The organism is Catenulispora acidiphila DSM 44928 (genome assembly GCF_000024025.1).
GTDB classification, from domain to species: Bacteria; Actinomycetota; Actinomycetes; order Streptomycetales; family Catenulisporaceae; genus Catenulispora; species Catenulispora acidiphila.
Genome location: NC_013131.1, coordinates 2617479 through 2631496 on the forward strand (window position 1 = coordinate 2617479; position 14018 = coordinate 2631496).

General features: G+C 72.6%; 10 protein-coding genes and 1 pseudogene. 9 read left to right on the forward strand and 2 right to left on the reverse strand.

Going from position 1 to position 14018, the window contains the following annotated elements; all coding sequences use genetic code 11:
• The first annotated feature begins 24 nt into the window (after positions 1-24).
• The 3 genes from CACI_RS11515 (at position 25) to CACI_RS11525 (ending at position 2594) form a co-directional block, all read left to right on the forward strand.
• Positions 25-846: an ABC transporter ATP-binding protein gene (locus CACI_RS11515; protein ID WP_049872006.1), complete on the forward strand. Its 822-nt coding sequence runs from the start codon at positions 25-27 to the stop codon at positions 844-846.
• Positions 847-888: 42 nt separating this feature from the next.
• Positions 889-1308: an NfeD family protein gene (locus tag CACI_RS11520; RefSeq protein ID WP_223297513.1), complete on the forward strand. Its 420-nt coding sequence runs from the start codon at positions 889-891 to the stop codon at positions 1306-1308.
• Positions 1309-1556: 248 nt separating this feature from the next.
• On the forward strand, positions 1557-2594 hold the full coding sequence (locus tag CACI_RS11525) for an SPFH domain-containing protein (RefSeq protein WP_012786526.1): 1038 nt from the start codon (positions 1557-1559) through the stop codon (positions 2592-2594).
• A gap of 133 nt (positions 2595-2727) precedes the next feature.
• Here CACI_RS11525 and CACI_RS11530 read toward each other — a convergent pair whose 3' ends face one another.
• On the reverse strand, positions 2728-3636 hold the full coding sequence (locus CACI_RS11530; protein WP_012786527.1) for a DMT family transporter: 909 nt from the start codon (positions 3634-3636) through the stop codon (positions 2728-2730).
• A 247-nt stretch (positions 3637-3883) separates the two neighbouring features.
• Between CACI_RS11530 and CACI_RS11535 the strand changes: the two genes are divergently transcribed.
• The 3 genes from CACI_RS11535 (at position 3884) to CACI_RS51085 (ending at position 7038) form a co-directional block, all read left to right on the forward strand.
• Positions 3884-4714, forward strand: coding sequence for a sulfite exporter TauE/SafE family protein (locus tag CACI_RS11535; protein WP_012786528.1), 831 nt, complete (start codon positions 3884-3886; stop codon positions 4712-4714).
• 353 nt (positions 4715-5067) lie between these two features.
• Positions 5068-5502, forward strand: a complete 435-nt coding sequence (locus CACI_RS11540) for a GNAT family N-acetyltransferase (protein WP_012786529.1) — start codon at positions 5068-5070, stop codon at positions 5500-5502.
• 249 nt (positions 5503-5751) lie between these two features.
• Positions 5752-7038, forward strand: a complete 1287-nt coding sequence (locus CACI_RS51085) for a bifunctional cobalt-precorrin-7 (C(5))-methyltransferase/cobalt-precorrin-6B (C(15))-methyltransferase (protein WP_012786530.1) — start codon at positions 5752-5754, stop codon at positions 7036-7038.
• A 708-nt stretch (positions 7039-7746) separates the two neighbouring features.
• Here the strand turns inward: CACI_RS51085 and CACI_RS52255 are convergent.
• On the reverse strand, positions 7747-9348 hold the full coding sequence (locus CACI_RS52255) for a hypothetical protein (RefSeq protein WP_041540165.1): 1602 nt from the start codon (positions 9346-9348) through the stop codon (positions 7747-7749).
• 831 nt (positions 9349-10179) lie between these two features.
• On the opposite strand from CACI_RS52255, the pseudogene cobT reads away from it, so the two are divergent.
• The 3 genes and pseudogenes from cobT to CACI_RS11565 form a co-directional block, all read left to right on the forward strand.
• Positions 10180-11931 (forward strand): annotated as a pseudogene (gene cobT, locus CACI_RS52260) (nicotinate-nucleotide--dimethylbenzimidazole phosphoribosyltransferase); the annotation flags it as partial.
• Between the two features lie 39 nt (positions 11932-11970).
• Positions 11971-13188, forward strand: a complete 1218-nt coding sequence (cobA, locus tag CACI_RS11560) for a uroporphyrinogen-III C-methyltransferase (RefSeq protein WP_012786532.1) — start codon at positions 11971-11973, stop codon at positions 13186-13188.
• Between the two features lie 113 nt (positions 13189-13301).
• The gene (locus CACI_RS11565; RefSeq protein WP_012786533.1) at positions 13302-13964 is read left to right on the forward strand and encodes a hypothetical protein; all 663 of its coding nucleotides are present in this window, start codon (positions 13302-13304) and stop codon (positions 13962-13964) included.
• The last annotated feature ends 54 nt before the right edge of the window (positions 13965-14018 follow it).

Sequence of the window (14018 nt, forward strand, 5' to 3'; positions counted from 1 at the left end):
CAGCGTGAGGAACTGGTGCCGAACATGACCACCGAAGCCCTGTCCGTCGACCCCGACAGCGTCCTCGACCTCGTCGACGTCTCCGTGGTCCGGGAGGGCCGCAAGCTGCTGGACGCCGTGAACTGGACGGTCGGCGAAGGCGAGCGCTGGGTGGTGCTCGGGCCCAACGGCGCCGGCAAGACCACGGTGCTGAACATCGCGGCGGCCTCGCTGTTCCCGACCGCCGGCGCGGTGGGGGTGCTCGGGGAGCGGCTCGGTGCCGTCGACGTCTTCGAGCTGCGCCCGCGCATCGGCTACTCCTCGGCCGCGGTCTCCGAGAAGCTGCCGCGCTCGGAGTCGGTGCGCGACGTGGTGATGACCGCCTCCTACGGCATGGTCGGCCGCTGGCGTGAGAAGTACGACGAGGCCGACGCCCAGCGCGCCGACGACCTGCTGGCGTGGTGGGGCATGGCCGAGTTCGGCAAGCGCACGTTCGGCACGCTGTCCGAGGGCGAGCGCAAGCGGGCGCTGATCGCCCGCGCGCTGATGGCCGACCCGGAACTGCTGCTGCTCGACGAGCCGGCCGCCGGTCTGGACCTCGGCGGCCGCGAGGACCTGGTACGCCGGCTGTCCCGGCTGGCCTCCGACCCCTACGCGCCGGTCACCGTCCTGGTGACGCACCACGTCGAGGAGATCCCGCCGGGCTTCTCCCACATCCTGCTGGTGCGCGCCGGCGCGGTGGTGGCGGCCGGGCCGATCGAGACCGCGCTCACCTCCGAGAACCTGACCACCACCTTCGGTCTGGCGCTGAACGTGGAGCGGTATGAGACCCCGGCGGGGCTGCGCTGGTACGCCCGCGCCGTCTGACAGAGGTTTGATAGCCGCTCCGCCTTACGTAGCATGGGTTCCATGGACGCGATGGTGTGGGCGATCGTTGCGGCCGTGCTGGTCCTGCTGGAGCTGACCACGACCACGCTGGTGTTCGTGATGCTCGGGATCGGGGCGGCGGCCGCCGCGCTCGCGGCCGGCGCCGGCGGGAACGTGGTCGTGCAGTTCGCGGCGTTCGGCGCCGTGTCGGTCGCCACCTTGGTCTTCGCCCGCCCGACCGCGATGAAGCGGCTGCACGGCGGACCCGAGCACCGGCAGGGCATCGACACGCTGATCGGCCGCGAGGCGTTCGTGGTCGAGAAGGTCGACGCGCACGACGGCAGGGTCCGGATTTCCGGCGAGATCTGGAGTGCCCGCGCCTACGACGGGCAGACTGAATACGAGGTCGGCGACCGCGTGGACGTGGCACAGATCGAGGGCGCCACGGCGCTCGTCCTCTAGAGTGCTCCGCGCGGCCATTTCTTGTGGCTGTACCTGGGATTCCGCGATCTCTTGCGCGGGCAGGACACTTCTCGACGGACCTCGGCGGAACGGTGTGTGCTGTGTGCGTTCCGCAATTGGCCAGCGGCGCCCCGCGCCTCCTTGAAGGGTGGTTGGTGGGCGACGGGTGGGCCTAAGATCGAGCACTGTCACTGGGGGGTGCGTGCCACCTCCTGACCGCCGGACATCGAAGCGTAGGAGGAGTCGACATGATCGCCACGATCGTCGTCCTCATCTTGATCGCCGCCGCGATCGCGGTGAGCTTGTTCCAGTCCGTGCGGATCGTCGGGCAGGGGACCGTCGCCGTCATCGAGCGCTTCGGCCGCTACACCCGGACCCTGACGCCGGGCCTGCGGATCCTGATGCCGGTGGTGGACCGCGTGCGCGCGATCATCGACGTGCGCGAGCAGGTCGTGCCGTTCCCGCCGCAGCCGGTGATCACCCAGGACAACCTGACGGTCTCCATCGACACCGTCATCTACTTCCAGGTCACCGACGCCCGCGCGGCGGTGTACCAGATCACCAACTACATCCAGGCGATCGAGCAGCTGACGGTCACCACGCTGCGCAACATCGTCGGCGGCATGGACCTGGAGCGCACCCTCACCAGCCGCGACTACATCAACAACGAGCTGCGCGGGGTCCTGGACCAGGTGACCGGCAACTGGGGCATCCGGGTCTCCCGGGTCGAGCTGAAGGCGGTCGAGCCGCCGGCCTCGATCCAGGACTCGATGGAGAAGCAGATGCGCGCCGACCGGGACCGCCGCGCGGCGATCCTGTCGGCCGAGGGCTTCAAGCAGTCGCAGATCCTCACCGCCGAGGGCGAGAAGCAGGCGGCGGTCCTGCGCGCCGAGGGCGAGGCCAAGGCGCGCGCGCTGCAGGCCGAGGGCGAGGCGGCGGCGATCCGCAAGGTCTTCGAGGCCATCCACGAGGGCAACGCCGACAACCAAGTGATGGCCTACCAGTACCTGCAGCAGCTGCCGAAGATCGCCGAGGGCGACAGCAACAAGCTCTGGATCATCCCTAGCGAGTTCGGCAAGGCGCTGGAGAACGTCGGCGGGGCGCTGGGCCGCTTCGGCATGCCGGGGCCGCCGTCCGTGGAGCCGGTGGCCGCGAACGGCAACTCCCTGGGCTCGGGCGACGCGCAGAGCGGCGGGAAGGCACAGGCGCCGCGCGCCGACCGTCCGCCGCGCCAGCGCGGGACGAGCCCGGCGGACGATGTCTTCTTCAACCAGGACGAGGACTGATCGAAGGCTGATGCGGCTGACCGAGGGCTGGTCGAAGACTGATCGGCTGATCGAGCACTGATGTCAGCCGGATGAGCGAAGAGGGGACCGGTCAGCCGACCGGTCCCCTCAGCTTTTCGCCGGTGTGCCGCTCCTATCCCGCCACGCGCGGCCGGGCGTGCCAGGTCTCGGCGGTCACCGACACCGCGAGCAGCGCCGCGCCGACGGCTCCGACCGCCGTGAGGCGGTCCCCGAGCAGCAGGACGGCCAGGACCGTGCCGGTCAGCGGTTCCAACAGCGCCGTGACGGTCCCGGTGCTGGCCGCCGCCTCGCGCAGGCCGATGAAGTAGCAGCCGTAGGCGATGGCGGTCGGCACCAGGCCGAGCAGCAGCAGCAGCCCGACCGCTGCCGGACGCGGCGCGAACCCGGCGCCGGTGGTGAGCGCGGCGGCGGCGACCAGCGCCAGACCGCCGAGGGTGAAGCTGTACCCGGTCATCGTGACCTCGCCGAGGCCCGCGACCGGGTTCTTGCCGAGGACGCTGATCGCCGAGAACCCGGCGGCGCTGGCGACCGCGAACCCGGCGCCGGCCGCGAGGTGCGCGCCGGTGACACCGTGCGGCGGCTCGCCGACCAGCAAGCCGAGACCGGCCAGCGCCAGGGCCACCGTGGCCGCCGCGCGCGGGTCGAACCCCCGCCGCCCGGTCGCCTGCTCGAAGGCGGCGACCAGGACGGGAGCGGCGCCGATGGTGACCAGCGTGGCCAGGCTGACGTCGGTCAGCGCCACCGCCGCGAAGTAGCAGGCCTGAAAACCCGCCGACAGCGCGCCGACGACGCCGACGCGGCGCCACGCCGCACGGCCGCGAGGACGCCGGGACCGGGCGGCTGGGCCCGCGTCCCGGCGTCCGCGGCCGGTGACAGCCGCGAACAGGATGAGCAGTGTGCCGCCGATCAGCAGCCGGTAGCCGGCCACGGCGGTGGGGGAAAGGCGGGTGTGCAGCGACAGCAGGCGGCCGGTCAGCCCGCCGGTGCCCCAGAGCACGCCGGAAAGGACTAGATAGATCAAGGGATCGCTCCTGCGACAAAGGAAAAGGGGATTAGTCGCGGGAAGCGGGGCGTGACACTCAGACCCGTCGGCTCAACACGCCGACAGGCGGTCCCTGTGGATCAGGTCGACCCCGCTTCAGGATCCCGGCGGCGGGGTGACCGGGAACAACCGGTGCACATCGGCGATCCTAGCCACCGGACGCTGCGCGGCCAACCGATCTTTGACGCTACGCTCGACCCTCCGGCAGGGGCGCGAAGGAGGCATCGTGGGCATCGGCGAGGTGGCGGCGCTCCTGGGCGCGGGCATGGCGGCCGGCACGATCAACACGGTGGTCGGGTCCGGCACGCTGATCACGTTCCCGACGCTGCTGGCCTTCGGCTACACCCCGCTGGTCGCGAACGTCACCAACACCGTCGGCCTGGTCCCGGGTTCGGCGTCGGGCATCCACGGCTACCGCGCGGAGATCGCGCAGTTCCGCGGCGGCGGACGGTACCGGCTCGCGCGCCTGGTGGCGGCCTCGACGACCGGCGGCACGCTCGGTGCGCTGCTGCTGTTCTTGCTGCCCGCGAAAGCGTTCAAGGCGATCGTGCCGGTCTTGATCGGGCTGGCGCTGGTGCTGATCGTGGTGCAGCCGCGGCTGTCGAAGCGGATCGCGGCACGGCGCGCGGCGCGCGAGGGCGCGGACGGCGCCGAAGGGGCGCCCGGCGGCGTGCGGCAGGGCGGCTGGGGCACCGTGCTGGCGGTGTTCGGCACGGGGTTGTACGGCGGGTACTTCGGCGCCGCGCAGGGCGTGCTGCTGATGGCGATCCTCGGGCTGACCTACGGCGACGGCATGCAGGTGCTCAACGGCGTGAAGAACGTGCTCGCCTGCGTGGTGAACGCGATCGCGGCGGTGGTGTTCATCATCGTCGGCGCGTTCGGGCTCGGTGGATCCGAGCATCCTTCGATCCAGTGGGGCGCGGCCCTGGCGATCGCGGTCGGGGCGCTGGTCGGCGGGAAGATCGGGGCGAGCGTGGGCCGACGGCTGCCGCCCAAGGCGCTCAGGGCGCTGATCATCGTGGTGGGTCTGGTGGCGATCGGGTCGATGGTGCTCTGAGATGTCGCCGGCGCATGCATAACCGCACAACCGCCCGCACTTCGACGCATAGGTGATCTTCACCGATTCAGCAGTCTATCCAGCTGATACTACCTATCCTGGAGACAGTACCGGCGGGGTGCGGCCGGCGCATGGCGTCCGTTCTCCGGGGTCAGTATTCTCACGGTGACGGGGGTCACGGGTCTGGCGGTCAGGGCGGGACATCCGGGGTTGGACGGCACGATCGACAGGACCAACAGGTCGACAGGATCAGCAGGATCAGCAGGATCGACAGGTTCGGCACCACCGGCGCGGCGGCTCGCCGCGTCACGACATCCCGGCACACGCCGGCAGGCCCGTTTCGGAGATTCGTCTTGGGCAAGGTCTCCTACCGCTACGCGCACATCGAGGACCTCGACGCGCCGACCATCTACGCCCTGCTGCGGCTGCGGCAGGAGGTCTTCATCGTCGAGTGGGGCAGCTCGCACCTGGACATCGACGGCCGGGACACCGAGCCCTCCAGCGTGCACCTGTGGGCCGAGCGCGACGGGGACGTGCTGGCCGCCGTGCGCGTGGTGCAGGAGTCCGACGACACCCTGCGGATAGAGCGTCTGGCCACCCGGTTCGGCGCGCGCGGCCGCGGCATCGCCGGCCGGCTGCTGGACTACGCGGTGAAGATGGCCGGCGAGCGCAGACTGCTGATCGACGTCCCGACCGCGCTGGAGCCCTGGGCCGAGCGCTTCGGATTCGCGCGCGCCGGGGACCCGTTCATCGCCGAGGGTGTCCAACAGGTGACCATGACTCACTGATGCACGCGCCTTTGCACGTGCACGGCGGGTCCCGGCCCGGGAACCGGCGCGCGATGAGATCCGCGCCACGGCCGAACGGGGATGTTCGCTCCCCTGATTTACCCGCTTTTGACTGATTCGCCGCCTCACTTGTGGAACAGGCGGTGTTAGTGTGCGTTGAAGTTCCTACAGACGTATTGCGGAGGACCTCTCCATGGCCGTTCCACGGCGCGCCCTCAGCTTCGCCGTGGCTGTGTGCGGGGGACCGGCGTGACCGCCGGCCGGCACGGGGCCGCGGGACCGGCGATAGCCCAGGCCGCGGCGGTGGTCGCGGTCGTCGGCTACGACGGATCGCTGCCCGGGCCGGTGGTCCGGCGCGTCTTGGAGTCCTCTGAACTTGTCGTGGGGGTGGCGCGCCACCTCGACGGCATCGGGGTTCCCGAGCACGTGCGGCGGATCCTGCTGGGCGATGACAACCGCCTGGCCTATGCCCGGCTCACCGCGCACCTGGGCGATCCGAACGCAGGTCCCGCGGTCGTGGTGACCGCCGGGGACCCCGGGTTCTTCGGCGTGCTGCGCGATCTGCGCGAATCAGGCTTCGAAGTCATCGGCTACCCGGCGCCCGGCCCGGTGGCCGCCACCCTGGGCCGGCTGGGGCTGCCGTGGGACGACGCGGTCGTGGTCTGCGTGACCGACGACCGCTCGCTGCAGCGGGCCGCCAACACCGCCCGCGCGCACCCGAAGGTGGCCATCGTCGCCGCCCCGGAGTTCCCGCCGCACCGGGTCGCCTCGGCCCTGCGCGGCGCCCAGCGCGCCTTCATCGTCGCCCAGCACCTCGGGGAGCCCGACGAGCGCATCGAGAAGCTCTCGCCCACCGAGGCGGCCGCCCGCGCGGTCTGGGGCGCCGCCGACGCGATCCTGGTGCTGGACGAGGAGCGGCTGAGCCCGGACTCCCCGCACGACCCGCGCTGGGGTTCCGGCTGGGTGTCGGCGTGGGCCGGGCCCTCGGCCGGCTGGGCCGTGCCGGACAACGCCTTCGTGGCCCGCGGGCCGCAGGTGCTCCCCGCCGAAATCAGGGCCTTGATACTGGCGCGGCTGGCCCCGCGGCTGGGCGCGATGGTCTGGGAGATCGCGGCCGGAGCCGGGGCGCTGGCCGTGGAGTGCGCGCGGCTGGGCGCGGCGGTGATCGCCGTGGAGCGCGATCCCGACGCCTGCGAGCGCATATCGCTGAACGCGGTCATGCACGGCGTGGACGTCGAGGTGGTCAGCGGCCAGGCGCCGGCGGCACTGGCCACGCTTCCCCGCCCGGACTCGGTGTTCGTGGGCACCGAACGGGCCGACATCGTGCGCGCCTGCGCCACCACCGGCGCGCGGACCGTGGTCACCGCGGTCACCGCGCTGGACCGGCTGCCGGCCATCCGGCAGGCGCTGCGGCTCGGCGACCGGCGCGTGGACGGCGTGCAGTTGCAGGCCTCGCGGCTGGCTCCCCGCCCGGGGGACGCGCTGCGGCTGGCGCCGGCGGCGCCGGTATTCGTTCTTTGGGGTGAGCTTGGGTGAGGACCGGAGCTTTTTAGTCAACCCGATCAGGGGCTGCGTATGCTCTTCCGGGCTTGCGCGCGGCTTTCACAAGCGATACTTGGCAGCGCCCACGCGAACGCGAACCCCCGCTGACGAGGGGGACACGGGGAACGGGAGCGGGATACGAGCATGGTATGGAACGACAGGATCGAGGAACCCACGGTGACCGGTGCCGACGATTTCGGGCGTGAAGGCTCCGGGAGGCCGCCGTTCGAGGACGGTTTCCCGCCCGGCGCGCGGCCGTACGACGACAACGCGCCGACCACCGAGTTCAGCAGGCTGGTGTTCGACGACGAGGCCGAGTTCCCGGGGCCGCGCAACGGCTCCGCGGGCCCGGGCGGGCCCGGTGGTCCGGGCGGTCCTGGTGGGCCCGGCGGTCTGGGCAATCCTGGTGGGCCCGGAGGTCCCGGCGGTCCGGGGGGTCCGGGCGGCATGCGGATGACGCGCGACGGCCGCGATCCGCGCGGCGGGTTCGGCGGTCCGGAGCAGCCGGGGCAGCCGGGGCGTCCTGGTCCTGGCGGACCCGGCGGCGGTCTTGGTGGTCCCAACGGTCCTAATGGTCAGGGCGGTCCTGGCGGTCTCGGCGCGCCCGGAGGACCGCAGGGCCCGGAGTCGTCGAACCGTCCCACGCGCCCGATCCGCCCGCGTCCGGCCGGCGCCCCCGGCGGACCGGTGGTCCCGCCCGGCTCACAGTTCCGCGACCAGCCGCCGGCCGGCCCGCGCGGTCCCGTCGACGGACCCGAACGGCGCGGTCCCGGCGATCCGGGGCGCACGCAGCGTCCGATGATGCCCCCGATGCAGCCGCCGCCGGCCCGCGGCCCGCAGCCCGGCGGTCCCGGTCCCCGCAATCAGGGCCCTGACGCCCGCGGCGGCTTCGGCGTCCCCCAGCAGCGCGACTCCAACGCCGACTCCGGCCCGGCGCCCCGCCGCTCCCCGGGCGCGCGCGGAGCCGAAGCCCTGCGCCAGGCCCAGCAGTTCGACGTCTTCCGCCGCGACCCGGTGGTCCCGCAGCAGGCGTCCCCCGCCGACGGCAACGACTTCGACGAGGCGGCCGACCGCACCCCGCTGCCCCGCGACGACCGGGACCCCCGCGGCCAGGTGGACATCAGCGTCTTCGACGCCGCCCCCGAACCCCCCGACCGCCCCGCCTTCGACCTCCGAGCCCCCCTCCGCGGCCCGGCCTCCTACGACCAGCCGACGGACATCATCCCGGCCATCCTCGACGAGCCCGCCAACGACTCCTTCGGCCGCCACCCCGCGCCCGAGGAAGCGCAGCCCTTCGGCACCCCCCAGCCCTTCGCCGCACCGCAGCCGGAAGAGCAGGGCTTCCCGAACACCGGCACCGCGAGCTTCGGCGCACAGCCCTTCGGCGCACAGCCCTTCGGCACGGACAACGCCGAGCCCGGTTTCGGTACCCAGCAAGGCTTTCCGCCCGCAAGCTTCGGCGAGGACCCGGCCGCCATCGACGGCCAGCAGCGCTTCGCCGGCGACAACCAGCCCTTCGGCGCCCCGCAAGGCTTCCCGCCGGCCGGCGAGCCGAGTTTCGGCGCACCGCAAGGTTTCCCGCAGGGCGAGGACGCCCCGGGCATCGACGGCCAGCACCACTTCGGTCGCGACAATCAGGCATTCGGCGGCGACCCGAGTTTTGGCGGCGACCCGGGTTTTGGCGGCGACCCCAGTTTCGGCGCGCAGCAAGGCTTCCCCCAGGGCGAAGATGCTCCAGGGATCGACGGCCAGCAGCGTTTCGGCCGGGACAATCAGGGCTTTGGCGGCCAGCAGGGCTTCCCGCAGAGTGACGATGCTCCCGGGATCGACGGGCAGCAGCGCTTCGGTCGGGACAATCAGGGCTTCGGTGCACAGCAGGGTTTCCCGCAGGGCGAAGATGCTCCTGGCATTGATGGTCAGCAGCGCTTCGGTGGCCAGCAAGGTTTCCCGCAGGGCGAGGATGTTCCTGGCATTGATGGTCAGCAGCGCTTCGGTGGCCAGCAAGGTTTCCCGCAGGGCGAGGATGTTCCTGGCATTGATGGTCAGCAGCGCTTTGGTGGGCAACAGGGCTTCCCGCAGGGCGAGGATGTTCCTGGCATTGATGGTCAGCAGCGCTTTGGTGGGCAACAGGGCTTCCCGCAGGGCGAGGATGCTCCTGGCATTGATGGTCAGCAGCGCTTCGGTGGTCAGCAGGGCTTCCCGCAGGGCGAGGATGCTCCCAGCATCGATGGCCAGCACCACTTCGGTCGCGACAACCAGCCCTTCGGCGCGGAAGCCGGCGAGGCCGGATTCGGTGCCCCGCAAGGGTTCCCGCCTGTCGGTGGGTTCGGTGCGGATGAGGCTGTCTTCGATGGTCCGCAGGGTTTCCCGGCTGGTGGCGAGCCGTCCTTCAATGGTCGGCAGGGTTTACCGAACGGTGCGCAGGGCTTCCCGCCCGCTGCCGACGAGCCCGTGTTCCCCACCGCGCAGGATGCGCACTCCGCGGGGATCGACCCGCAGGCGACGTTCGGGGGTCCGCAGGCTTTCGCGCCGCAGGCCGGTAACGATCCGTCGTTCGGGACGCGGCCGGTGGTGGAGGAGACTCCGTTCGGGTCCGCTACCGAGTCCGGGCATGCCGCTCCGGTGTTCGGTGCGCCGGAGGGCGGGATGCCGTCGTTCGGTGATCGGCCGCTGACTCCGAACACGAGCCCTGATTACGGTCTGGGTGCTGGTGTCGGCGGTGGGGAGCCGCAGGCTGAGCCGCCGCTGGGTGCTCATCTGGATCCGCCGCGGTTCGAGCCCGCGCCGCCGGTGTTCGACGATCCCGCCGAGGGTGTCGAGTTCGGGGGTGCCGGGGAGGAGGCCGGGCCGGTGTTCGCGACGCCGACGGTGGCGATCGCGCCGGTCGAGCCGGTCGGGGAGTACGCCGAGGACGCGGTGCTCGACGAGGACGCCGATGGCGACGCCGAGCCGGAGATGCTCGTCCCGTGGGCGGCCACCAGCGCTGAGAACGCCGACGCCGGGGAGCTGGAGGGCCAGGGCCCGAACCAGCCCGCCGGGCCCGACGACCTCTACGACGCCGAGCTCTATGACACCGACCTCCGTGACACCGACCCCTACGACGCCGACGGCGAGCCCTACGACGACGTCCCGCGCGTCCCGCCGTACGACGACGCCGAGCTCGCCGCCGTGCACCGCGTCATCCGCGAGCGCCGCGACGTGCGCTCGACCTTCCTGCCCGACGCGATCCCGGACGAGGTCCTGACCCGCGTCCTGGAGGCCGCGCACACCGCGCCGAGCGTCGGCTTCTCGCAGCCGTGGGACTTCCTCGTGCTGCGCAGCCGGGAGACCCGGCAGGCCGTGCACGACCTGGCCGCCCGGCAGCGCGACGCCTACTCCGCCTCGCTGCCCAAGGCGCGGCAGCGGGCCTTCAAGGACCTGAAGATCGAGGCCATCCTCGACACCCCGGTCAACATCGTCGTGACCTGCGATCCGACCCGCGGCGGGCGGCACACGCTGGGCCGGCACTCGCAGCCGCAGATGGCGCCGTACAGCGCCGCGCTGGCGGTGGAGAACCTGTGGCTGGCCGCGCGCGCCGAGGGCTTGGGCGTCGGCTGGGTGTCGTTCTTCGACGAGCGCGAGCTGACCCGCACCCTGGATCTGCCCGACCACCTGTCGGTCGTGGCGTACCTGTGCGTCGGCTTCGTCCACGAGTTCCCGGGCGAGCCGGAGCTGTCCGGCTCCGGCTGGGCCAAGCGGCGTCCGCTGGCCTGGGCGGTGCACGACGAGCAGTACGGCCGCCGCGCGCTGCCGGGCAGCCACCCGGTGTCGCTGCTGGAGGAGACGCTCGCCGCGATCGGCCCGCTGGACAAGCCCGCGCGCGACGCCGCGATCGCCCGCCACGAGGTGATGACCAAGCCGGCCGGGTCGCTGGGCGTCCTGGAGGACGTCTCGATCCAGCTCGCCGGGCTGGCCGGGGTCTTCCCGCCGCCGATCCCCGAGCCCGCCGCGGTCGCGGTGTTCGCCGCCGACCACGGCGTGCACGCCCAGGGCGTCACGCCCTGGCCGCAGGAGGTCACCGCGCAGATGGTGCTCAACTTCCTGGCCGGCGGCGCGGTGGTCAACGCCTTCGCGCACCAGATCGGCGCCGAGGTGTGCGTGGTGGACGTCGGGGTGAACGCCGAGCTGCCGCAGCAGACCGGGCTGGTCCCGCGCAAGATCCGCTACGGCACCGCGGACCTGGCCGAGGGCCCGGCGATGACCCGCGAGGAGGCGCTGACCGCGATCGAGGTCGGCGTCGAGACCGCGCGGGACCTGGTCGCCGCCGGCAACAAGGTGCTGCTGACCGGCGACATGGGCATCGCGAACACCACCGCGAGCGCGGCGCTGATCGCGGCGTTCACCGGCGCCTCGCCGACCCAGGTCACCGGGTACGGCACCGGGATAGACGAGCAGACCTACGCGCACAAGGTGGACGTGGTGCGCCGGGCCCTGGACCTGCACCGGCCGGACCCGGGCGACCCGCTCGGCGTGCTGGCCGCGGTCGGCGGGCTGGAGCACGCGGCGCTGGCCGGGTTCATCCTGGGCGCGGCGAGCCTGCGCGTCCCGGTGATCCTGGACGGCGTGATCGCCGGCGCCGCGGCGCTGGTGGCCCAGGCGCTCGCGCCGGAGGCCACCGACGCCATGGTCGCCGGGCACCGCTCGGCCGAGTCCGGGCACCAGCTCGCGCTCGAGGCCCTGGGCGTGGTCCCGCTGATCGATCTCGAATTGCGGTTGGGGGAGGGCAGCGGCGCGGTGCTGGCTCTACCGTTGGTGCAGGCGGCTGTGCGCGCGCTGCGGGACGTGGCCACTTTCGAGTCGGCCGGGGTCGCCGGGCGCGCGGACGACGACGACGAGAACGCCGCCTAGCCGACCGCCCCTGCGAGCGACACAGGAAACACCACAGCGATGAGCGCCATGACCGACCCCGCCCCCGTCTATCCCGCCGCGCTGCGGCTGGCCGGCCGGCGGGTGGTGGTGATCGGCGGCGGCCCGGTGGCCCAGCGCCGCGTGCTGGGCCTGCTGGACGCCCGCGCCGACGTGCTGGTCGTCGCCCCCGAGGCGACGCCGGCGATCGAGGCGCTGGCCGACGGCGGCGAGATCGTCTGGGAGCCGCGGCCGTACCGCGACGGCGACCTGGCCCAGGCCTGGTACGCCGTGGCCGCCGCCGACGACCCGGCGGTGAACGGCGCGGTGGCGCGCGAGGCCGAGGCCGGGCGGGTGTTCTGCTCCCGCGCCGACTCCGCCGAGGACTCCACGGCGTGGACCCCGGCCGTCGGGCGCCACGACGGCGTCACGGTCGCGGTGATCGGCGGCGGCGACCCGCGCCGCGCCGTGGACGTCCGCGACGGCGTCCTGGAAGGGCTTCGCGACGGAACCCTGGCCGCCCCTCACCACCGCGGCCGGACCCCCGGCGTGGCGCTGGTCGGCGGCGGACCCGGCGACCCGGACCTGATCACCGTGCGCGGCCGCCGGCTGCTGGCCGAGGCCGACGTGGTGGTCGCCGACCGGCTCGGCCCGCGCGGGCTGCTGGACGAGCTGGCGCCGGACGTGGAGATCGTCGACGCCTCGAAGATCCCCTACGGCCGCTCGCTGGCCCAGGAGGCGATCAACGAGCTGCTGATCGAGCGCGCGAAGGCCGGCAAGTTCGTGGTCCGGCTCAAGGGCGGCGACCCGTTCGTCTTCGGCCGCGGCTTCGAGGAGGTGCTGGCCTGCGCCGAGGCCGGCGTGCCGTGCTCGGTGGTCCCGGGCATCACCAGCTCGATCTCGGTGCCGGCGCTGGCCGGCATCCCGGTCACGCACCGCGGCGTGGCGCACGAGTTCACCGTGGTCTCCGGCCACGTCGCCCCGGACAACCCCAAGTCCCTGGTGGACTGGGCCGCCCTGGGCCGGATGACCGGCACGCTGGTGATCCTGATGGGCATCGAGCGCATAGCCGCGATCGCCGAGACGCTGCTGGCCCACGGCCGCGGCCCCGAGACCCCGGTCGCGGTGATCCAGGAGGGCACGATGCCCGGCGAGCGCCGGGTGCAGACCACGCTGGGCATGATCGGCGAGGCGGTGGCCGAGGCCGGGATCCGTCCGCCGGCGATCGTGGTGGTCGGACCGGTCGTCGGGCTCGTCTGAGACCGCGCGCCGCAAGGCGACCAAGGCGACCAAGGCGCCGCCGAGGAGCCGGGCGTTCCTTTACACCGGGCTTATTGACCACCGGCTTATCCGCCGGCCGCTGTACTAGCAGCATGAGCCAGGACCAGGACCCGATCGACGAGACTCGGCGTTTCGAGCCGGTCGATCCCTACAACATCCCCGCGGCCGGCGCCGGGTCGCCGCCGCCCGGCCACGAGGGCTACCAGCCGGAGTTCGAGCAGCAGCCCTACGGCACACCGCCGCAGCAGCCGCCGAAGCCGGGCTTCAAGCAGCGCCTGACCCGGCTCGGTCCGCTGAAGCTGGCGGTGCTCGGCGCCGCCGGGGTGATCGTGCTCGGCGGTGCCGCGTGGGGGACGACGGCGGCGCTGCAGTCGTCGGGCTCGTCCTCGAACGCCGCGGTGGGGGCGCCGGCCGTCAGCCAGTCGCCGGGCGCCGACGCGACGACCGGCGGCAACGGCAAGCACAAAGGCGGGAAGCTCGCCCGGGTCAAGATCACCCAGCTCGGAACCGGCGGTTTCACCGGGACCGAGGCCAAGGGCAACACGGTGACCGTCGACTACGGCGCCAAGACCAGGTTCGGCACCAAGACGCGTGCCCTCACCTCGGCCGATCTGAAGGTCGGGATGACCGTGACGGTCCTCGGGCCGGTCCAAGGCGACACCATCAACGCCACCGCGATCGCCGTCCCCGCCAAGTCGGCGAAGAAGCCGGCCAAGCCGGGAGACTCCGCGAGCTCCACCGGTGGCACCGCCTGACACGCCTGACATCTGAAGGAATGACAAAACTTGAAATCTGTCAGCTGTTAGTTC